The organism is Sphingomonas cynarae, from assembly GCF_039537815.1.
Lineage (GTDB): Bacteria > Pseudomonadota > Alphaproteobacteria > Sphingomonadales > Sphingomonadaceae > Sphingomonas > Sphingomonas cynarae.
In genome coordinates this window covers 515,417-535,792 of sequence record NZ_BAABBF010000003.1, presented here as the reverse complement: position 1 = coordinate 535,792, position 20,376 = coordinate 515,417, and the positions used below count along the sequence as shown (strand labels likewise).

Below are 20,376 nucleotides of genomic sequence, written 5' to 3'. Positions count from 1 at the left end.
CGGATCATGTTTGCGGCCTCGTCCAGGTTCTTTTTGGGGGCGCGGCATTGGCGCGCGGGCGGATAGCTGCCAGCATGGCGAAGGCAAGCATGACAAGCGAGACATGCCGGTGCCAGCCGTGCCAGGAGCGGGTCTCGTTGTGGTCGAGGCCGAGTTCGTTCTTCGCTGTCTCGAAGCTGTCCTCGATGGCCCAGCGATGCCCCTCCACGCCAACGAGGGTTTCCATGGTCGTGCCTGCCGGGCGCCACGTCGTGAAGAGGGCTAGAGCGCCATCGGCGACATGGCGCCGGATCAACAGACCCCTGGTCCATGTGCCGGGTAAGCCATCGGTATATTCGTCAGCATCAAGGTCGGCGAGTTCGAGATAGACCCAGTCGTGAAGTCTGGCCCCCTTGGTGCCGTTGCCCGCCGACACCTTGCCCGCCGACCCGGTGTACTGGCGCCCCACGCCACACGACGCCTTGCTTCAGGAAGCCAGTCTCGTCGATGACCAGCACCGCATCATCCGTGCCGAGATGCTCGACGGCGTAGTCGCGCACGATGTTGCGCAGAGCATCCGCATCCCACCGCCCGCGCCCCAATATCACCTGCTGGCGCCATGGTCCGGCGTCGCCAGCCGCTTCCGCGCGCATCCAGCCCGTCTTGCGGCGCTCGTCACCCAGCAGTCCGTCCAGAAAGCTGCTCGCCGATACCGCAACCCGCTCCCGGCTGGACAATGGTCGCATCCGCGCCTTCACGTCGCGCAGCGATGCCGCCCATAGCTCCAGCGTCGCCTCGATCGATGCTCCTGTCACCACGACCTCCTCGTCATGGTGATCCATTGATTCAGAACCCGATCAAGAACGCAACTGTAATGCTCGCGCGTCCGAAGCATACAAAGCGTACGAATCGCTGTTGCTGCACTGCTTATATGATCTGCGTGATCTGAGGCCCGCCAAGGTGCAGGTAACCTGGATCGAAGCCGCCCAAGGCGCGCAGCCTGGCGACATCCGGCAACCACATCGTCCGGTCAACGTTGACAACAAGGCCGCTGGCCCGAAGCTGCTGGATCTTGCGATTGACATGGATCGGGGTAAGCCCAAGCATATCGGCGATCGTTTCCTGTGTCAGGGGAAAGGCAAAACGGCTCTGGTTGTCGCGCTCCGCCCCCAGCCTGGCGCTGAGTTCGCACAGGAAATGCGCCAGCCGCTCGATCGACAATCGCCGACCCAGTGACAGCGTCCATTGGCTCAATATGGCATTCTCAATCAGCGACAGCCAGGTGAACGCTCGGCCAATCCCGGGATGTTCTGCCGCGAGGGTAAGGGCGCGTTGGCGCGGCAGGGCTACGACCGTTGCTTTCGTCAGCGTCCGCATGCCGTAACCCAGGCGATCGAACATCAACGAGCCAAGATTGCCGACGTCGCCGGGCACCATGATCGCGGATAACTGGCGCGCGCCCGCATTGGTGGTCGCGTAGCGACAGGCCCAGCCACTGAGCACAATGAACAAGCTGCCCGTGTCATCCCCCTCACGGATCAGATCGGTATAGGCCGGAACCGACTTTGCCGTCAGCATCGCGTCCCGCAATGCGTGCCGTTCCTCAATGGATAGAATGCCGCAGTTCCAGAGACGTGTATCAATCAGTTCCTCGGCATCGTCGACATCGAGCCGATTGAAAGCCTGCATAAGCCGATGTGCCGCGATCATGACGTGGAGCTTTCACCGCGTTCGGCCAATGAGGCCTTTTGAAGGTAGGCTTCAGCCAGTTCGTAGTGGGCTTGAACCACCGGGTTGAGCGTCGCTTGCCGGGCACGCGCAAGCTCTGCCTCAGCCCGGCGCTGGTAATAGGATTGGTCAGGTTCACGCATGACGTCTTCCTCCGGATCAGCGGTTAACCCGCTGTACATAACCGGGAATCCGACCCTCGAAAGGTGGAGCAGGAGAACTGTCGTGTACGCAACAAAAGAAACCTATGTTTCCATCAAGGTGCCGCAGCAAGTATTCGTGTCAAATCAATATGATAACCATATCGGTTAAATAAAATACTATAGCGAACTGTAGTGCAGGACACAGAAACATCGATAGTAGCTTGGATTCAATCCGGCTAAGGTTGGTCTGTCGGCAGCTAGTATCGGGGCGGTTTCGATTGGAAAACAAGTGGGCTTTCCCTGAAAACTCGGGTAACGGAAATGTCTCACGATTATTATAATTCGCCAAATACCTTGCTAAAATCGCTATCTGATCAGGATCGTGATCTACTTATTCCGCACCTGAATCGCGTCGATCTTGTTTCCCGGCAGTCACTGGTGAAGCGAAATCAGCCCGTCGTACATGTTTACTTTCCCGAAGGTGGCGTCGTTTCCATCGTCGCGGTGATGACCGAAACTGGCAGCGTCGAGGCCGGGATTTTCGGTCGCGAAGGGGTGTCGGCAACCTGTCTGTTGCTTGGCGCCGATCGCTCCCCACATGACAGCTTCGTCCAAGTCGGCCCGATGACCGCACTAAGGATCGATGCGGAACGCTATCTCGACGCGATCGCGCGAAGCGATACCCTGCATGCTGCTTTACTTCGTTATGTGCAGACGGCGCTTGTCCAGTCGGCGCAGAGCATGGCCACCAACGCGACCCAGCGGGTGGAGGCACGCCTCGCCCGGTGGCTGTTGATGTGCCACGACCGGATCGACGGTGACGAAATCGCGCTGACCCATGAGTTCATGAGCATGATGATCGGTGCCGAACGGAGCAAGGTGACGATCACGTTACATGTGCTGGAGGGTGCCGGCCTGATCCGTGCCGAACGTGGCCGCATCGTCATCCGCGACCGTGGCAATCTCGAGGAACTCGCTGGCGATGGCTACGGTATTCCCGAAGCCAAGTATCGGCGGCTGATCGGCCCGATCGGGCGAGCATCGGTGGTCTTGCCGCTTGGCAGTCATGCGGCAGGGTCCGACTGACAGGGAACAAACAGGGCGTTTCATCGGCTTTGGTGTCACATTGGGTGATGCACATCCGGCTTTCCGGCGTGTTCTGTTGTGTAGGACACAGAGCCTGTGACGGCGTGATCGAGCCGTTATGATTCTGATATCGTTCGCAGGCGGTCAGGGCGCGAACGACTGGAAGACATACGGTGCTTTCGCCCCAACAAACAGAAGGGGCGCGATGTCGCACCTCGATCATCACTATACTCCTAATACTCTACTGAGTGCGCTGTCAGATGACGATCTGGCACTACTAAAGCCGCACCTGACGCGAGTGTCGCTCGCTCGCGAAGAGGTGATTATGCAGGCAAACAAGCCGGTCGAGCACGTATACTTCCCCGAAGGCGGCATCGTCTCGATCGTGTCGGACATGGTCAGCAGCGGCAGAACCGAGGCCGGTATTTTCGGACGCGACGGGGTGTCGGCCACCTGCCTCCTGCTGGGTTCCGATCGATCGCCGCATGAAAGCTTCGTGCAGGTCGGCCCGATGAATGCGTTGCGGATAGACGCCGATCGCTATCTTGAAGCGATTGCGCTCAGCCATACGCTGCGTACCACCCTGCTGCGCTACGTACAGACGACCCTTGTCCAATCCGCGCAAAGCACCGCGACCAACGCCACCCACCGGATAGAGTCGCGTCTCGCGCGCTGGCTGTTAATGTGTGACGATCGCATCGACGGCGACGAGATTGCCCTGACGCATGAGTTCATGGGCATGATGATCTCCGCCGACCGCAGCAACGTGACCGTGACGCTGCATATTCTGGAGGGCGCGGGCATGATCCGCTCCAAACGCGCCCGCGTCGTCATTCTCGATCGTGCCAAGCTCGCCGAACTGGCGGGGGACAGTTATGGTGTACCGGAGGCAGAATACCGGCGCCTGATCGGTCCGCTGGGCAATGAATACGGCTGACCACTCGACCGTTGAGCCGAGATCGACATTTCCGGTTTTATCGGAATCGGAAACGTCGGCGGGTCTGATCCGTTTCAGGCCCGCATGTGAGCCAATCCGTGAAGCTCGCCGGCCGACGGAGCGAGCGAATGCCACGGTTCCACCTGAACATATTCAGCGATGTCGAGGCCCGCGATGATGAGGGCATCGAACGCCCCGATCTGGACAGGGTGATAAAAGAGGCCGTGGTCGGCGTCCGCGACTTGGTCGCGAGCAACATCCGGGAGGGCAGGGCCGTTTACCGATCCCACCGGATCGAGATCACCGATGAAGCGGGTAACTTGATGCACACAGTATATTTCGGCGACGTCATCGATCTGAGGGACTGACACGTCATTTGTAAAGGGCTTAAGATACCCGCATCGCTTCAACGATCGCTTGCGTCAGTATAATGTGCTTTCCGGTGACCGGGAGCAGATCGACCTCGACCACCGCGGCCGATGGCATCTGGTGCGACTCGGTATCAATCGTCCCAGTAACGATACGACAGGTCCCCCGCGCGTTTTATCGGCGTTGGGGGCGATCCCGCCATGCATGTCGGCGTCCGCCGAACTGCCGAAATTTCAAATGCATAACCGCCCATTGCCGCCGGAGGCGGGGCGTCGGCTCTATAATGGGCTGATCGGGCTAACGGCCCAGTCCTCGGCGAAGAGACACGTCATGACCGCACAATTTCCCCAGGCGACCCTTCAGCCTGCTTCCGCCGATGCAGGGTTGCACGAACTCGGCACCATCCTCGACGATACCCAGGCGGTGATCGAGCTTGCGGTCGACGGAACGGTCCTGCGCGCGAACGACATCTTCCTGCGGCTGATGGATTATGCACCCGAAGAGGTCGTCGGCCAGCATCACCGTATGTTCTGTGACGACAGCTATGCCAAGAGCGCGGATTATGAGCTGTTCTGGCTTGGTTTGCGGAACGGCACGCACAAGGATGGCGAATTCAAGCGGATTGCCCGCAACGGCCGGGAGGTCTGGATCAGGGCGAAATACTGCCCGGTCATGGAAGGCGATACCGTCGCGCGCATTATCAAGATCGCAATGGACGTGACGGCTACCAAGCAGGAAGCCATTCTGCACGACGGGCTATTGGCGGCCATCAGCCGCGCCCAAGCGGTGATCGAGTTTGATCTCGGTGGCAACGTGCTCGCCGCCAACGAAAACTTTCTGAAGATCAGCGGATATTTACTTGATGAGGTGGTCGGACAGCACCACCGCCTGTTCTGCACGGCTGATTTTGCCCGTTCCCCGGAATATGGCCAGTTCTGGGAAAAGCTGGGGCGTGGGGAGTATCACGCGGGTGCCTTCAAACGTGTGGCCAAGGGCGGCAAGGAAATCTGGATTCAGGCTACCTACAATCCGATCCTGGACCTGCGCGGTCGTCCCGTGAAGATCGTCAAATATGCCATGGATGTCACGGCGCAGCGACTTGCGGCAGCGGAGGCCGAGGGCAAGGTGGAGGCGGTCGGCCGCCAGCATGGCGTTGCCGAATACGACCTGTCAGGAAAGTTGCTGGTCGCCAACGACATCTTCTGCTCGATGATGGGGTATCGCCCCGATGAGGTCGTGGCGCTGCACCATCAGGAACTTTGCCACCCCGGCTGCCATATCCATGCTGATTACCGGCAATTCTGGGTCCGCATGGGTCGCGGCGAGCATGAAACCAGTGATTTCCGCCGCATCGGCAAGGATGGCCGTGAGGTCTGGGTCAACTCCAGCTTTCACCCGATCCTCGATCTCGACGGCCGTCCATGGAAGGTGGTGGAATATGCGACCGACATCACCGAAGCCAAGCGCGTCACGCTGGAGTTCGAGGGCAAGGTAGAGGCGATCAGCCGGGCCGAATGCGTACTGGAAACGGCGCTGGACGGTACCGTGCTGGCAGCCAACGACAATTTCCTGCGGATGATCGGTTATTCGATCGAGGAAATCCGCGGCAAGGACCAGCGAATGCTGGTCGAGCCGGAGGTGGCACAGAGCGAAGCCTATCGTCAGCGGGCCGAAGGGCTGTCGCAAGGCGAGTTCCTGTCGGGCGAGTTCAAGCGCATCGCCAAGGGCGGACGCGAGGTGTGGATTCGCGCCACCGTCAACCCGATCTTCGATACGTGCGGCAAGCCCTACAAGCTCGTCACCTATGCAATGGACGTGACCGAAGACAAGCTTCGCTCGATCGAGACCGAGAACCGGCTGGCCGCGATCGAACGCAGCCAGGCGACGATAGAGTTCGATCTGGACGGTACGATCCTGACCGCCAACGCCAATTTTCTGGCCGTCATGGGTTATACCCTGCGCGAACTGGTCGGTCAGCACCACAGCATGTTCTGCATGCCCGATTATCTGAAATCGCGCGAATATGGCGAGTTCTGGCGGCGGCTGAACGCCGGCGAGACTCATTCGGGCCGTTTCCACCGGGTCGGCAAATATGGTCGCGACGTGCATATCCAGGCCAGCTACAGCCCGGTCTACGATCTGTCCGGCAAGCCGGTGCGCGTCATCAAGCATGCCTATGACATCAGCCATCAGGTCGAGCTGGAACAGCAGATCGCCACCAAGAGCCAGGCCATGCACGGCATGGTCGCGCAGTTGACGGAGGCGACCGCGACCATCTTCGACGGTGCGACGGGGGCCAGCGCGCTGTCGGCCGAAACCGATGGCGCCGCGACGGAGGGAAGTGGTGCGATCAACAAGGCGATCGAGTCGATCGAACTCATCAGCCGGTCTTCGGGCAAGATCGGCAAGATCGTCGGGGTGATCGGCGAGCTCGCCAGCCAGACGAACCTGCTCGCCTTCAATGCCGCGATCGAGGCGGCCAGGGCAGGCGAGCATGGCGTCGGCTTTTCCGTCGTCGCCGAAGAGGTCCGCAAGCTGGCGGAACGCAGCGCCGATGCCGCCGCCGAGATCGCCCGGCTGATCGAAGAATCGAGCGAACGCGTCGCGCACGGCACCGAACGCTCGCAAACCGCGCGGGCAGCGTTCGACGGCATCGTCGCCAGCGTCAGCAAGACCGCGCGTTCGATCGACCTGATCGCCGAGGCGGCCGACACGCAACGACAGGTGACGGTCAAGGTGGTCGGGATGATCGGGGAACTGGCGGCCTCCACGGGCACACGGGAATGACGGACCATGAAGCGGAGACCGGCGCCGACGGGCGGCGGGCGCCGATCGATGTCGGGCTGATGCGATTGTGCGGGCGCGATCTCGCGATCCGGGCCGACAGCATCCGCGAGGTGGTGCCACTGCCGGACACGCTGCAGGCCGACTTCTCCGGGACGGGTGCCTGTTGCGGCACCATCGTGATCCGGGGACGGGCGGTCCCCGTGCTCGATATCGCCGGGCTTCTGGGCTTCGCTCGACCATCCCGTGCTACCGGCGTCGTCGTCGTGCTGCGTGAAGGGGATAGACTGCTCGGGCTCGTCATGGACATGGTATCGGGGCTGGCCCGCATTGCCGCCGACGAGGTGCAACCCTTGACAGGCGTCGCCGATGACCGACAACCGCTGGTTGCAAGCGGCTTTCTGCATGGCCAAGCGCTTTTCGGCCTGATCGATCAGGCGGCGATATTCACCCTGCCGGGCGTGATCCATGCGGTGGAAGTGGGGAAGGACGAGCGACGGACTGCCAGCGTATGTGGCGCGGTGGTACTTGTATCGGTGGCAGATACCCAGATCGCCATCGATACCGGCTTCGTCGTGGCAACGGTGCCCGGTGATACGATCATGCCCAGTCCGGAGCCGGCCGGACCGTGGATGGGTGTCGTCCGCTATCTCGATCGGGAGGTGCCGGTAGTCGACGATCTCGCCCTGCTCGGCCTGACCGGTCGCGCGGCCGAAGGCGCGCGCGGCGCAGTCGTCATCGTGCAACTGGCTGCGGATCAGATGCTGGGGCTGAAGATCGACCGTATCCGGCGCATCCTGCCGCTGGGTTTCCGGTCGCTGCACCCATTGTCATGCGAACTGGGCAGGCAATTGCCGTTGTTCCGCGGTGCCGTTGTCGATCATGAGGCGCGGCAGAGCCTGATGCTGGATCACGAAGCGGTGCGGGAATGCGCCGTCCTGCGGACGATCGCCGCGCTGACCCGTCGGACCGGAAAGGCCGTCGCCGATCGGCCGGGCGAGACGCATAGCGGTGGCTTGCAGGCCTATGTCGTGTTCCGGACGGGTGACGGGTATGGGGCCGCGTCGCTCGCCTCGGTCAAACAGATCGTGCCCTTTCCGGTCGATGCCGCCCCGGCGCGCCTTGCGGGCTCCGCCCTGTGCGCGATCGCCAGCTATGATGGCGCGCCCCTGCCGCTGTTCGACTTCGCCAATGGGCCGGTGGCCGCGGACATGACCGGCCGGATGATCCTTGTCGTGGAAAGCGATCGCGCCTTCAACGGGCTTGTCGTCGAGAAGATGGAGACGGTCGCCCGCACCGTGACGCAGTCCCGCCCCGGGACATCGCAGGGTCAGTTTATCCATACGCAGGTCGATGGCCGATCCATGGCGGTGACGGTCTGCGATCTGGCCCGACAGGTGCGCCTGCTGGCTGGATCGGCGCCGAAAGCGGCACCGATGCGGTGACGCCGGATGTCACCCGTGACAAGGCAAGGCTGAAGTGCGTGCAGGGGTTGAAGGCGTTCGCCGATACGTTCTGCCTGCAACCGGAAGCCGGCGACCTCTTCTTCGCTGACCTGAAGGCGCGCGGCGTCGACGAGGTGATCGTGACAGGCGTCGCAGCCGACCTCTGCGTGCGCTGGGCGGTGGAAGAATTGATGGCGCGCGGCTTCCACGTGATCGTGCCACGGGTGATGGCGCGGCAGATCGATGCGCTTGCCGTCGACGAATGGGCGGGGCGGAACGTGATGCTGTCCTGACACCCCGCCATGCCGCCGATGTAACTACCTCTGATAGAGGCATAAGTCTGAAATAATGCTTTGGCCGGGTGGATAAACGGCCAGTTCGGATTGCTCTCGTCCTGGAAAGCCGGGAGCCGTCATGACAAACGTCGTATTCGCCAGCCTGATTCTCACCTCGACCATGTTCGGTGGGACGGCACATGCGCAAATCCCCGCAAAGGTGATCGCACTGTGTCCGTAGCCCGAACCCTATGCCACCGGGTCGGTGGTGAACCATCCCCGCACGATCGGCTGGCCGGAGGGGCGCAAGCCGGTCGCGCCGCACAGGTACCCCTCCACGTGGCAGTCGGCGGCGTGGTGGTGTTGCACCAGGATGCGGCACGACGCGGGACGGTGTTTCTGATGGCCCAGAGTGCGAATGGTTTCCACGCGCCATGTCGCGACGAGCGCACGGGTCCCCGTGCCTGGTATGAGAGCAACAACCTGATCGGCCTTGCCTGGCGGCCGTCCGATGGTGTCGATGCGGCCGTCACCTATGCGATCAAGACCAACCCGAACGGCGCCGCGCCGACGAGCCATGAGGTCAGCCTGACGTTTCTCCATGCCACCGACGACAGGATCGGCCGATTCCGGCCGCGTTTCGCGGTCACACGGCGAACGAGAGGTGAAGGAGGATTTTACACCATTTTGGGTATCGCACCGTCGATCGCGTTGTCCGATGGTGAGAATGCGACAACGCTGGGCCTGCCGGTCACCATCGGCGCCGGCCGGCATGGCTTTTACGCCGCCGGCCGCGGCGATCGGCTATATGGCAGTGGCGGGGTCACGCTCGACCGGCCGCTTCGGCTTGGTGGGGTCAGGGCGACGTTTCAGGCAGCGATGCTCGCCCTGATCCGCGACGACCAGTTACGCCGGCTCGATTCGCCCGGCGGCACGACGGCGCGCATCGTGCCCCATGCAACGATGTCCGTCGCGTTCGTCTGGTAGGGGCGGGTGGTCGCCGTCGCGGCGACAGATACGAGATGACCTGCGCACCGGCAATTCGCCGATAACCCCCGCCAGCACCTTGACCATTCCGAGCGCGTGGACGGAAGGGCAAGCGATGCCAAGGGCCCCGGAGTGCCGTTTCTCCGCATAATGATTTGGTGTTTGCGACCGTGTTTTGTAGGTGACGTTAACCAGTTGGATAGTGGCAGGCTCTTATGAAACCCCGCAGATTGATAGGGGTATTCCGTTGCATTCAGGCAGGTTGGCATGTGGATTGGCAGTGTTGGGGTGGGCGACGCCTACCTCGGCCGGTCTTAACGTGCCGATCGCGGCACGGGTCGTGTCGTTCGTGCAGCCTGCCCATGCCGGGGCCGTCCCGGCCGCGATTCTGTTCGCCCCAGGCAATGAGGCGTCCGAAGCAGAGGCGGGCGCGATCGAGCGGATGACGGGGTCGGGCATTGCTGCCGGCCGTGGCACGCTTAAGGCGCGGCGCGTGCCGATCGGATCGATGGGGAGCCTGACGGGATATCAGGTCGCGTTCGTGACGACCGGTTTGCGCAGCGAGCAAGGCGACATATCGGCGGCGGCCGCCCGATCCTCGGTGCTGACCATCTCGTCGGATCCGGTCTGCGTACAGGCAGGGCATTGCGTGGTCGGGATCGCCACCAGCCCCAAGGTACAGATCACCGTCAACCGGGCTGCCGCCCGTGCCGCCAATATCCGGTTCGGATCGGCATTCCTGATGCTGGTGAAGGAAATATGATGTCGGGGTCTTTCCGAAAGAGCGCATACCGCGCCATCGTGCTTGCCGGTGCCGCCGTCGTATCGCCGGCTGCGCTTGCGCAATCGATTGACTACCAGGCGTTGCAGGACGTGATCGGCGAACCGGTGACGACCAGCGTCACCGGCAAGCCGCAACGCGCGTCCGAACTGCCCGCCTCGACGATCATCATCACGCAGGCGGAGATCGCGCGTTCGCCGGCCCGCGACGTGCCGGGACTGCTGAAGACCTATGCCGGGATCGACGTAAACCAGTGGACGGCCGGTCAACGTGACGTCGCGGTGCGCGGCGGTGCTCAGACCTACAATGCCCGGCTGCTCGTGCTGGTCGACGGCCGGCAGGTCTATCTCGACCATTACGGCATGACCGACTGGAACCTGCTCGGCGTCCAGCTCGACGAAATCCAGCAGATCGAACTGGTGCGTGGGCCCGCCACCGCGCTGTTCGGGTTCAACGCCGCCAGCGGGGTCGTCAACATCATCACCCGCCGCGTCGGTGGCGCACCGTCCGTGACGGCGATGGCGGAAGGGGGCAATCACGGCACCGGCAAGCTGGCGGGATCGGTGATGCTGCCCGTCACGTCGGCGATCGGGGTCAAGCTGGCGGGTGGCCACGCCCGTGAGGGCGAACGCCGCATCCCGCCGCCCCTGTTACGACCTCCAACGGTGGTTGATGTCAACAGCGATCAGATATCGGGCGAGATCACCGGATCGTTCGACGGACTGGGGATGACGCTGGGCGGCGGCCATGCCACCAATCGGCAGATCGAGTATCTGCCGAGCCCGTTGCTATCCAATCAGCGTTACCGCAGCGACAATGTCCATGGCAACGCGACCCGCGATACCGGCTGGGGCGGGATCACGCTGAACGGATACGTCAACTGGCTCGACGTACGATATGGTATCGGCACGACGGCCGATGCCGGCATCCCTGTCACTTTGGAAAATCGGATCATCGTCAGCCAGGCATCGACGTTGGTTCGGTTGGGGACTAGCGATACGCTGCGCCTCGGCGCCGAGTATCGCAATAACCGGCTGCGTTCGGCGCAGCAGTTCGCGGAACGGATATCCTATGACGTGGCGTCGGCGAACGCGATGCTGGATGTGCATCCCGACGATCGCCTGTCGCTGACGGTGGCGGGACGGCTGGATCGCCTGTGGCTGCATCAGGACGGCGCAATCGCTCAGCCCGCCTATGACGATCCGCGCGCGTTCGATCGGGCATTCACCAGGTTCAGCTTCAACGCAGCACTGCTGGTGCGCTTCGACGAGCAAGGCTCGCTGCGGATCAATGGCGGTCATGGCTATCAACTGCCGTCGCTGGTCAATTCAGGCACAAGACTACAGATCATCACCCCATTGCCCATTCCCGTCTTCGCGGTTGGATCGGCGCGGATCGATCCGGTCGGTATGTGGAGCGGCGAGGTCGGGTATGTACGTACGGTGGGTTCGGCACGACTGGAGCTGACGGCATTCGTCACACGAACGGACGATGCGATCGCTTCGCCGGGTGACGGTGTGCAGACGGAACTGTTCCTGACCCCGCTTCCCTCGTTGGTGGCGCGGTTCGCGGCGATCGGCGATTACACGACCTATGGTACGGAATTGTCCGTCACCGGCATGACCGGTGGCCTGGCATGGCGCGGTAACTACACCTGGACGCGCACGGAAGAGCAACTGGCCTCCCTCGCGATACCCATCCCCTATGCTCTCTCGCCCCGATCGACCACGCCGGTACACAAGGCCAACATCACGTTGGGCTATACGGTCGGACGGCTGTCACTGTCCGGCGTGGCCCGATATACCTCTAGTACGCGTCAGTTCTCGTTCTCGTCCGCCTCCCAACTGTCGCTCTTTCCGGTCGACGATGCGATAGCGGTCGATCTGAGGGCGGGTTTCTCGCTTACTCCCGGGATCGAGGTCTTCGGGGCGGGTGAAAACATGACACTGGCTGGTGGAGCCGCGGTTTCTCCCATCCCGGCCGATCGACGCATCCGGGCCGGTCTGCGGTTCGCGATCTGATATGCTGGATGCGCTATCTCAGCGGCTGGGTCGCCGGCTGCGGTTGTCTGACCGCTCCATTGCCCTGAAGGTCGCCGCCACGCCGGTCATCATGCTGGTGCTGTTCGTCGTCATGGCGGCGACGAGCACGGCGGCCCTGCTGGTCGCCGGCCACAGCGTGTCGAAGATCGTCAACGACGACATGCGGGACATCGCTCAGCTGAATGCTGCGGCCCGCAAGTTCGAAAGCGCGAATTCGGACGTGTATCACCTGCTGGTGACCCGCGCCGCGGCGCCTGCGACGCCGATCGGCGAACAGACACAGGCGGTGCGCGACGAACTGCGCGACGTGCGCGTCGCCGTCATCGACTATCGCCGTCGATACCCGGCACAGGGCGAACTGGCCCGCCTGATCGTCGATATCGATCGCTATGTCGAAACCGTCGAGGTGCTGACATCGATGCTGGAGATCGATTTCGCCAGTACGGCGACGATGATCCAGCCGTTCCGTGCCAATGCCCGCAAGGTCGAGATGCGTATCCGGCAGATCACCGCGACGGGGGTCACCCGGGCCACCGACAGCGCGGCGGGTGCCTTGTTCGCGACCAGACTGACCCTGGCCATTCTGCTATTCGCCTTTGCCGTGACGGCGGCGGTCGGACTGCTCATGGCCTACGTCATTGGCCGTTCCACCGTGGCATCGATCACCGATATCGCTACCGCGACCGATGCGGTGATGAACAATCAGGCCATCGATCTGGGCGCGTTCCGGCGTGGCGACGAACTGGGCCATGTCGTGACCGCGCTCGCCGGCTTCCAGGCGCAGCGTCACAAGGCGCGGGAACTGGAAACCCAGGCCACGGCACTGCGCCAACAGGCGGAGCGGGAGGAACGGCGTCAGGCGCAGGTGATCGCATCGGTGGAACGGCAGGGCGAGGAGGAACGCCGCGCGACCCTCAGGTCACTGGCCGATGCCTTCGAACGGCAGGTCGCCGGCACCATCCGCGATGCGCAGCAGGCGATGGACCAGCTCGAATGCAATGCCACTGATCTGGCCGGCCTGATCGACGGTAACCGGCGGCTTGCGGCCGAACTCGACACCGTGGCGCAGTTGTTCGCCACCGAGATGCATGAAGCGGGGCAGGAAACCCATTCGCTCGCCCGCGCCTTCGACGAGATCGACCGCGAAGCGGCCGGGACGAGCAGCGCCGCCCGATCGATCAGCGTCCATGCCCGCAAGGCGAACGAGAACGTCGCGCTGTCGCAGGCGCAGGCCAGCAGCATCGAGCAGATCGCCGACGTCATTGGTTCGATCAGCAAGCAGACCAACCTGCTGGCCCTGAACGCCACGATCGAGGCGGCGCGGGCAGGGCCGGCCGGCGCGGGGTTCGCCGTGGTGGCCGCCGAGATCAAGTCGCTGTCGGGGCGCACCGGTGAGAACGCCAACGACGTGCGCACCGCGATCGAGAACGTCCAGCGACAGATCCGGTCCATCGTCACCAGCACGGAAAGCCTGGGATCGCTGATCGCCGAGATGGATGATGGCGCCGGCCGGGTTGCCGCGATGTCGCGTGGCCAGACCACCTCGATCGAAAGCCTCAATGGTCGCATCGCGGCGGTCGGCGATCGCAGCCAGGCACTGACGGAAGCGAGCCGGGAAATTATCGTCTCGGTCAACGACAACACCGTCTCGCTCGATCAGGTGCGGAAAAGCAGTCTGGCGCTGAAAGCGATGCTGCATAAACTTTCCGCAGAAGCTGCGACGTTCACTGGCCATTTCACCACCGCGCAACGGCGATAGGTTCCTACCACTCGATCCCGATCTTGCCGAAATGGCCGCCGCCTGCCTCGAACGCGAAGGCATCGGCAAGCTTTTCGAGCGGAAAGCGACGATCGACGACGGGCCGGATCGACGTGGCTTCCAGTGCCCGGACGAAATCCTGCTGCTCGCGTCGGCTGCCGACGATCAGCCCCTGCAACCGCGCCTGCTTCGCCATCAGCGCGGCGGTCGGTACCTCGCCACCCCGGCCGGTCAGCACGCCGATCAGGGAGATATGCCCGCCCACGCGCACCGCCTCGATCGACTGGGCTAGGGTCGCCGGTCCGCCGACCTCGACGACATGGTCGACGCCCCGGCCGCCGGTCCAGTCGGCCACCTGTCGCCCCCACGCCTGTTCACGTCCGTAATTCACCGTGAAATCGGCGCCCAGCGTCCGGGCCCGTTCCAGCTTGGCATCCGACGACGAGGTGATCGACACGATCGCCCCCATCGCCTTGGCGATCTGCAACGCCCAGATCGAGACGCCGCCGGTGCCCAGAAGCAGCACGGTGTCGCCCGCCTTCAGCTTTCCGTCGACGACCAGCGCGCGCCAGGCGGTTAGCCCGGCAGTGGTGATCGTCGCCGCCTCCACCGCGTCATAGCCCCTGGGTGCGCTGGTGAAGGCGGTGGCCGGAAGAACGACATATTCCTGCGCGAAGCCATCGATGCCGTCACCCGGCGTGCGGCTAAAATCCGCGATCGTCGGTGGACCATCGAGCCAGTCGGGAAAGAAACATGATACGACATGATCGCCCGCGACAAATTCCGACACGCCCGTGCCGACGCTTTCCACGATACCGGCACCGTCGGCGAGCGGTACCCGACCGTCCGCGCTCGGCATCTTGCCCGTGACCACGCCGAGATCGTGGAAATTGAGCGAACTGCCATGCAGCGCGACCCGGATCATGCCCGGCCCCGGCTCTCCCGGATCGGGCCGCTCGCCGAAGCGCAGATTGCCCAGACCTGCCGGGGCATGCAGTGTCATCGCTTTCATCGTCGTCTCCTTCGGTATCAGAGCGTGGTGCGGGCCAGATCGATCCCTGATCGACCTTCTCGCGACTAGCTGCCCAGGCGGGTGAGGCGGGCGTCGCTGAGATCGAGCTCGCGGCCGAGCTGTTCCGCCAGGGTAAGGCCGATCTCCCGTCGCTCGGCCATCGCGAACAGCGATTGCCGTTCTGCCCGTATCGCCGCGAGGCGCAGTTCGCGGTCGATCCGCCGATCCCTGTCCTCTTCAATCCGGCGTTCCTCGTCGGCGCCGAGGCTTTCGATCCGCTCGCGATACTGCGCCATCAGCCTTGCCGCGATATCGGTGTAACGGTCGGCTTCGTCGCTGTTCGCCGCCAGATCGTGCTGGACGCGTTCGATCTCCGCGATCGCCGCCTTGGCCGTCACGATCCGGGCATGGTCGCGCTCGCCCGCCGCGCCCTCATCAACCGGCAGCCGCAACCCCCGAAGCAGCAGCGGCAATCCGATCGAGGCGATGACGAGCGATGCCAGGATCACGCCTGAGGCCAGCAGGATCACCAGATCGCGCGCCGGAAAGGGCGTGCCGTCGGACAGCGTCAGCGGCAGGGTAAGGGCGGCGGCCAGTGTGATCGCCCCGCGTGCCCCCGCCACCGACATCGCGCCGATGATGCGTCGCGGGGGACTGCTCGTATCGGCACCGCCCCTGCGCCGCGCCCGGAACAGCGTGAGTTGCAACGACAGCCAGACCCAGCCGAAGCGCAAGGCCGCCAGCATGGCGACGATCGCGATGACATAGACGGCCAGCCATCCGGTGCCCTCGTGCCCCGTGCCGGCGACCGCCGCCCGCGCGCCGATGAGCAGGTCAGGCAATTGTTCTCCCAGCAGCACGAAAATGACACCGTTCAGGGTGAACTGGAGCATGTCCCACACCGCCCGCTGACGGATGCGGGTGGAAGCGCCGACCGCCGCCCCGCTACCGGCGAAAGTCATGGCGATACCCGCCGCCGCTGCCGCCAGCACCCCCGATGCGTGGAGATGTTCGGCGGCGAGATAGGCGCCGAACGGCAACAACAGGCTGACGAGAATGCTCGATCCCTGATCGTCGCCGAAATGCCGGGCGAACAGCGCCTTGCCGCTGATGGCGAGCCACGTCACCGCGCCGCCGATCGCCACGCCTGCCAAGGCCATCCACACGAACGTGCCCGCCGCCGTGGCCAGCGAAAAGGTGCCACTCAATGCCGCCGCGATCGCGAAACGCAGGCAGACGAGCCCGGAGGCATCGTTCAGCAGCGATTCCCCCTCCAGAATATGCATCATGCGTTTGGGGATCGGCACCTTCTGCGCCACGGCGCCCACCGCGATCGGATCGGTCGGCGACACGACCGCCGCCAGGGCGAACGACACTGCCAGCGGCATCGCCGGGATCAGCCAGTGGACGAATAGGCCAAGGCCCAGCACGGTCAGGAATACAAGGCCGAGCGCGAGGCCCAGCACGGCCTTGCCGTCACGAAACAATTCGTCCTTGGGAATGCGCCAGCCATCGAGGAACAGCAGCGGCGGGACCAGCAGCAGGAAGAAGAGTTCGGGATCGAGTTCGACCCGCGTTCCCGCCGCGGTGCCGATCACCGCCCCCAGCGCGATCTGTACCAATGGCCGCGGCAGCGCGGATGGCAGGAGGCGGGACAGAATGCCGCTGATAACGACGGCAAGCAGTAGAAACAGGCAAAGAGTGACGACGTCCAAACGCGAATGCTCCGATGATTCTCTGATGGTACGGTGCAAGGGCCATAGCAGTTCCCCATCGTCCGACCGAACGGGGGAAGGCGTCGGTGAACGCTGTCGGCGAAGCCATGTGAGGGTCTGTCCTGCCGCGATTCGCCGACGGCAAGCGCACCGGGAAGCACGGGGGTGCAAGGGGGCAGACGAACGGTATGTCGGATCGACCAACCAGGGCATGGCTCCGGCCCACCCGAATGCGTCGGCCGGCGGGATCGATATCAAGTGGGCAGGCAATTTCGATAGCCGCTCATACCAACCATTAAGATATTGAAATTACGTCTCGAACGATGAGTTATTCAGTCTGCGACCATCGCGAGGAAGTTCGACTGGACGCGTTGTACCAGCTCTCGCTGCTTGATACCTCGCCTAGCGAAAGCTTCGATCGCATCACGCGGATGGCCAGCCAGATATTCGGCCTGCCGGTGGCGGCCGTCTCGTTGACCGACCGTGATCGGCAATGGTTCAAGTCACGGGTCGGGATCGATCACTGGAGCATTCCGCGCGACACGGCGCCCTGCGCGCAGGTGGCGACGACGACGCAGCCGTTGGTGATCGAGGATTTCCAGACGGATCCGTATTATGCCGACAGCGTGCTGGGACGGGCGGGAACGCGGTTCTATGCCGGGGCGCCTCTGGTTACCCGTGACGGGCATGGGTTGGGCGCGCTGTGCGTTCTGGGGATGGAGCCGCGGCGGGCGTCTCCGGCTGAACTGGCGGCGCTGGTCGATCTGGCGGCGATGGTCATGGCGCAGATCGAATTGCAACACGCCTTTGGGCGGATCGACCCCGTCAGCGGCCTGCCGACGCGAAGCCAGTTCCACGATGATCTGATCGATCTCGCCCGGGATCGTCCGGGTGAGCCGCGGCTGGCGGTGGTCGTCGATCTGGCGCGTGACGACCAGATCAGTCGCATCGCCCGGGCGATGGGCGGTGCGCGGGTCGACGAGATGATCCGCGAGTCATCGCGCGCGTTGCGCAACGCGTTGGGATCGGCACGTCCCGCCTATCATGTCGGAGCCGCACAATTCGCGTTCCTGTCGCCTCCTGGCGTCGAGCATGCGGCGTACCAGCAGGAACTGCGTGCCGGTTTCGCGGCGATCCGGGCGTCGTCGTCGGTCCGCTTCGTCACGAACGTCGCGATCGGATTACGCCCCTTCACCCTTGGTGACGTATCGGCGGACGACGTGTTGCGCGGGGCCGCCAGCGCCGCCCAAGATGCGCGCAGCATCGACGGAGCGATCGCGCTCTATTCCCCATCGAACGATATCGCGCATCGCCGCCAATATGCGTTGTTGCGCGATTTCGGCGCGGCGCTGGACGCCGGCGATCAGCTTCGGCTGGAATATCAGCCGCGGATCGAACTGACGACGGGGCGGTGCATCGGCGCAGAGGCGCTGCTGCGATGGCGCCACCCCCGTCTGGGCGAGGTATCCCCGGGCGAATTCATTCCGATCATCGAACAGACCTCATTGGCCCGGCCGACGACGCAGTGGGTGCTCGACGCCGCCATGAGCCAATTGGCCGACTGGAGCCATAAAGGTCGCGACATCGCGGTATCCGTCAACATCTCCGCCGCCAATTTCAGCGAGGACGATCTGATCGAGCGCATTCAGCTTGGCCTGCTGAAGCGGGGGCTGCGCTCCGACCGGCTGGAAATCGAACTGACGGAAAGCGCGATCATGGCCCAGCCAGACCGCGCACTCGCCATGCTGCACGAACTGGCGGCGGCGGGTATCTGCCTCGCGATCGACGATTTCGGTACTGGACACAGCAGTCTCGCCTATCTCCAGCGCCTGCCCGCGCGGGTCGTAAAGATCGATCAAGCCTTCATCCGCAACCTGACGGGCGCGGCCGGACCCGACTTCGTTCTGGTCGAGACGATGATCGGGCTGGCGCATAAGCTGGGTTTCAGGGTCGTGGCGGAAGGCATCGAAACGGCGGAAGCCGCCGCCGTGTTGACCCGTCTCGGCTGTGAGGAAGCGCAGGGCTTCTGGTTCGCCCGGCCGATGGAGCCCGCGCCCTTCGTGCAATGGATCACGGATCGACAACAGCAGGGTCAACTGTCGTCACGCGCTGCCTGAGTGCCCCGAGCTATCGACCGGAAGGACGGTGGCAGTCGTTACCAAGGCAGGCGTGCGGCATCGCCGGGGTCGGCAATCCATTCGGATGCCGGGAAGACATGTCATTTCCCGGCCGCCTTACTGGCATCTTCGTTGGTCGGAACGCCGGTAATCCCTTCCAGCTGTTTCAGGAGATCGTCGAATGTCGCATCGTCGGTCACCGGAAACAGACGATCGAAACCCTGACCCAGAAGTTTCAGATCACCTTGGGTCAGGAAGCCCACTGCTACGATACGGTCCGACGGCACGGCTGTTCTCCTACAGCCGCCTTCAACCGATGGGACAGCAGAACGTGCCATGTCAGGTGATGGATCGGGCGATCGGCAACCGGCATGGACAACTGACAACGGCGAAGGCAGGTCGGGTCCCCGTAACTTTCGCCATCGGCTCTCCACCGGCTGCGGCAATCAGGCCTCGGTCCGCAGATTGATGTGACTGCGCTGCGCATCATAATCGGCTTCGGCGCGCTGGATCAGTTCCAGTCTCGTCGCTTCCAGCAGGTCCTCGGTCACGCGCATCAGATGGCTGCGCATCGCATGGCGGGCCGCCTTGCTGTCGCGGGCGGCCAGTGCGTCGACGATGGCACGGTGTTCCTCGACCCGTGGAGCGACGCCGTTGCGTCGTGCCTGAGCGAACATGTGGACGCACATCGGCGAACTTTCCCGAATGTCCCAAAGCGACTCGATCATTGACCTGACTAGACTGTTGCCCGAGGCCGCCGCGACAAGCAGATGGAACTCGCGGTCGACATCGACCTTGCCGCGCTGGTCCGCCTCGATGGTCATCGCGTCCAGCAGTTCACGAAGCTTGCCGATCGTCGCGTCGTCGATCGCCACGGCTGCCAGTGCCGCCGCCTCCCCCTCGACCATGGTTCGCGCCTCGATCAATTCGAAGGCGCCGACATCCAGTTCGTTCAATCGCCCATCGCTGGCCTTGTTGCCGATCACATAAACGCCGGATTTGTTGCGCGCCTCGACCATGCCACGCATTTCCAGCGCGATCATCGCCTCGCGGATCGTCGGCCGGCTCACCCCGAACTCCACGGCCAGATCACGTTCCGCCGGCAGGCGGCTGCCCACCGCATATCGCCCCGCCGCGATCGCCGCTGCCAGCGCTTCGGCGACGCGCTGGTACAATTTCTGGGAGCCGTGGATCATGGGGTCTTTTCGAGCAGATGA

General features: G+C 63.5%; 16 protein-coding genes and 2 pseudogenes. 11 read left to right on the top strand and 7 right to left on the bottom strand.

The genetic code is table 11. The features are described 5' to 3' along the window. Positions 1-4: 4 nt before the first annotated feature. The 3 genes and pseudogenes from ABD719_RS09235 to ABD719_RS09225 form a co-directional block, all read right to left on the bottom strand. Positions 5-811 (bottom strand): annotated as a pseudogene (locus ABD719_RS09235) (IS701 family transposase). Between the two features lie 95 nt (positions 812-906). Then, positions 907-1,689, bottom strand: a complete 783-nt coding sequence (locus ABD719_RS09230) for a Crp/Fnr family transcriptional regulator (RefSeq protein WP_344693059.1) — start codon at positions 1,687-1,689, stop codon at positions 907-909. After that, positions 1,686-1,850 carry a hypothetical protein gene (locus ABD719_RS09225; RefSeq protein ID WP_344693058.1) on the bottom strand — a complete coding sequence of 55 codons (165 nt, stop codon included), beginning with the start codon at positions 1,848-1,850 and terminating at the stop codon, positions 1,686-1,688. Before ABD719_RS09225 ends, ABD719_RS09230 begins: the two co-directional genes overlap by 4 nt. Positions 1,851-2,171: 321 nt before the next feature. Here ABD719_RS09225 and ABD719_RS09220 point away from each other — a divergent pair, with 321 nt between their 5' ends. From ABD719_RS09220 to ABD719_RS09175, 10 genes are all read left to right on the top strand, one after another. Further along, positions 2,172-2,936, top strand: coding sequence for a Crp/Fnr family transcriptional regulator (locus tag ABD719_RS09220; RefSeq protein WP_344693057.1), 765 nt, complete (start codon positions 2,172-2,174; stop codon positions 2,934-2,936). 205 nt (positions 2,937-3,141) lie between these two features. Next, positions 3,142-3,873, top strand: coding sequence for a Crp/Fnr family transcriptional regulator (locus tag ABD719_RS09215; protein ID WP_344693056.1), 732 nt, complete (start codon positions 3,142-3,144; stop codon positions 3,871-3,873). 98 nt (positions 3,874-3,971) lie between these two features. Further along, positions 3,972-4,241, top strand: a complete 270-nt coding sequence (locus ABD719_RS09210; protein WP_344693055.1) for a DUF6894 family protein — start codon at positions 3,972-3,974, stop codon at positions 4,239-4,241. 331 nt (positions 4,242-4,572) lie between these two features. Then, on the top strand, positions 4,573-7,029 hold the full coding sequence (locus ABD719_RS09205; RefSeq protein ID WP_344693054.1) for a methyl-accepting chemotaxis protein: 2,457 nt from the start codon (positions 4,573-4,575) through the stop codon (positions 7,027-7,029). Then, positions 7,026-8,471, top strand: a complete 1,446-nt coding sequence (locus ABD719_RS09200) for a chemotaxis protein CheW (RefSeq protein WP_344693053.1) — start codon at positions 7,026-7,028, stop codon at positions 8,469-8,471. Before ABD719_RS09205 ends, ABD719_RS09200 begins: the two co-directional genes overlap by 4 nt. Continuing rightward, a complete protein-coding gene (locus ABD719_RS09195) occupies positions 8,468-8,764 on the top strand; it encodes an isochorismatase family protein (protein WP_344693052.1) in 297 nt (98 codons plus the stop codon). The genes ABD719_RS09200 and ABD719_RS09195 overlap by 4 nt, the downstream gene beginning before the upstream one ends. A gap of 321 nt (positions 8,765-9,085) precedes the next feature. Beyond that, the gene (locus tag ABD719_RS09190) at positions 9,086-9,733 is read left to right on the top strand and encodes a hypothetical protein (RefSeq protein WP_344693051.1); all 648 of its coding nucleotides are present in this window, start codon (positions 9,086-9,088) and stop codon (positions 9,731-9,733) included. 280 nt (positions 9,734-10,013) lie between these two features. Beyond that, positions 10,014-10,496, top strand: a complete 483-nt coding sequence (locus ABD719_RS09185) for a YfiR/HmsC family protein (RefSeq protein WP_344693050.1) — start codon at positions 10,014-10,016, stop codon at positions 10,494-10,496. Further along, complete coding sequence (locus tag ABD719_RS09180) at positions 10,496-12,535, top strand: TonB-dependent receptor plug domain-containing protein (RefSeq protein WP_344693049.1); 2,040 nt, start codon at positions 10,496-10,498, stop codon at positions 12,533-12,535. The genes ABD719_RS09185 and ABD719_RS09180 overlap by 1 nt, the downstream gene beginning before the upstream one ends. 1 nt (position 12,536) lies before the next feature. Continuing rightward, positions 12,537-14,315, top strand: coding sequence for a methyl-accepting chemotaxis protein (locus tag ABD719_RS09175; RefSeq protein WP_344693048.1), 1,779 nt, complete (start codon positions 12,537-12,539; stop codon positions 14,313-14,315). A gap of 4 nt (positions 14,316-14,319) precedes the next feature. Here the strand turns inward: ABD719_RS09175 and ABD719_RS09170 are convergent, their stop codons facing one another. Further along, a complete protein-coding gene (locus ABD719_RS09170; protein WP_344693047.1) occupies positions 14,320-15,327 on the bottom strand; it encodes a zinc-dependent alcohol dehydrogenase family protein in 1,008 nt (335 codons plus the stop codon). A 65-nt stretch (positions 15,328-15,392) separates the two neighbouring features. After that, positions 15,393-17,042 (bottom strand): Na+/H+ antiporter, encoded by a 1,650-nt coding sequence (locus ABD719_RS09165; RefSeq protein ID WP_344693046.1) that lies wholly within the window; start codon positions 17,040-17,042, stop codon positions 15,393-15,395. A 323-nt stretch (positions 17,043-17,365) separates the two neighbouring features. Between ABD719_RS09165 and ABD719_RS09160 the strand changes: the two genes are divergently transcribed. Next, positions 17,366-19,159, top strand: a complete 1,794-nt coding sequence (locus ABD719_RS09160; protein WP_344693045.1) for a putative bifunctional diguanylate cyclase/phosphodiesterase — start codon at positions 17,366-17,368, stop codon at positions 19,157-19,159. 101 nt (positions 19,160-19,260) lie between these two features. Here ABD719_RS09160 and ABD719_RS09155 read toward each other — a convergent pair whose 3' ends face one another. Both ABD719_RS09155 and ABD719_RS09150 read right to left on the bottom strand, forming a co-directional pair. Then, complete coding sequence (locus tag ABD719_RS09155; RefSeq protein WP_344693044.1) at positions 19,261-19,446, bottom strand: hypothetical protein; 186 nt, start codon at positions 19,444-19,446, stop codon at positions 19,261-19,263. A 330-nt stretch (positions 19,447-19,776) separates the two neighbouring features. Beyond that, positions 19,777-20,355: pseudogene (locus ABD719_RS09150) on the bottom strand (FadR/GntR family transcriptional regulator); the annotation flags it as partial. Positions 20,356-20,376 lie beyond the last annotated feature (21 nt).

What these genes read in the sequence shown, in the direction of transcription:
- ABD719_RS09215 (WP_344693056.1), top strand. Translation starts at nt 3,142, where the DNA reads ATGTCGCACCTCGATCATCACTATACTCCTAATACTCTACTGAGTGCG.
- ABD719_RS09220 (WP_344693057.1), top strand. Translation starts at nt 2,172, where the DNA reads ATGTCTCACGATTATTATAATTCGCCAAATACCTTGCTAAAATCGCTA.
- ABD719_RS09160 (WP_344693045.1), top strand. Translation starts at nt 17,366, where the DNA reads ATGAGTTATTCAGTCTGCGACCATCGCGAGGAAGTTCGACTGGACGCG.
- ABD719_RS09180 (WP_344693049.1), top strand. Translation starts at nt 10,496, where the DNA reads ATGTCGGGGTCTTTCCGAAAGAGCGCATACCGCGCCATCGTGCTTGCC.
- ABD719_RS09230 (WP_344693059.1), bottom strand. Translation starts at nt 1,689, where the DNA reads ATGATCGCGGCACATCGGCTTATGCAGGCTTTCAATCGGCTCGATGTC.
- ABD719_RS09205 (WP_344693054.1), top strand. Translation starts at nt 4,573, where the DNA reads ATGACCGCACAATTTCCCCAGGCGACCCTTCAGCCTGCTTCCGCCGAT.
- ABD719_RS09170 (WP_344693047.1), bottom strand. Translation starts at nt 15,327, where the DNA reads ATGAAAGCGATGACACTGCATGCCCCGGCAGGTCTGGGCAATCTGCGC.
- ABD719_RS09175 (WP_344693048.1), top strand. Translation starts at nt 12,537, where the DNA reads ATGCTGGATGCGCTATCTCAGCGGCTGGGTCGCCGGCTGCGGTTGTCT.
- ABD719_RS09200 (WP_344693053.1), top strand. Translation starts at nt 7,026, where the DNA reads ATGACGGACCATGAAGCGGAGACCGGCGCCGACGGGCGGCGGGCGCCG.
- ABD719_RS09225 (WP_344693058.1), bottom strand. Translation starts at nt 1,850, where the DNA reads ATGCGTGAACCTGACCAATCCTATTACCAGCGCCGGGCTGAGGCAGAG.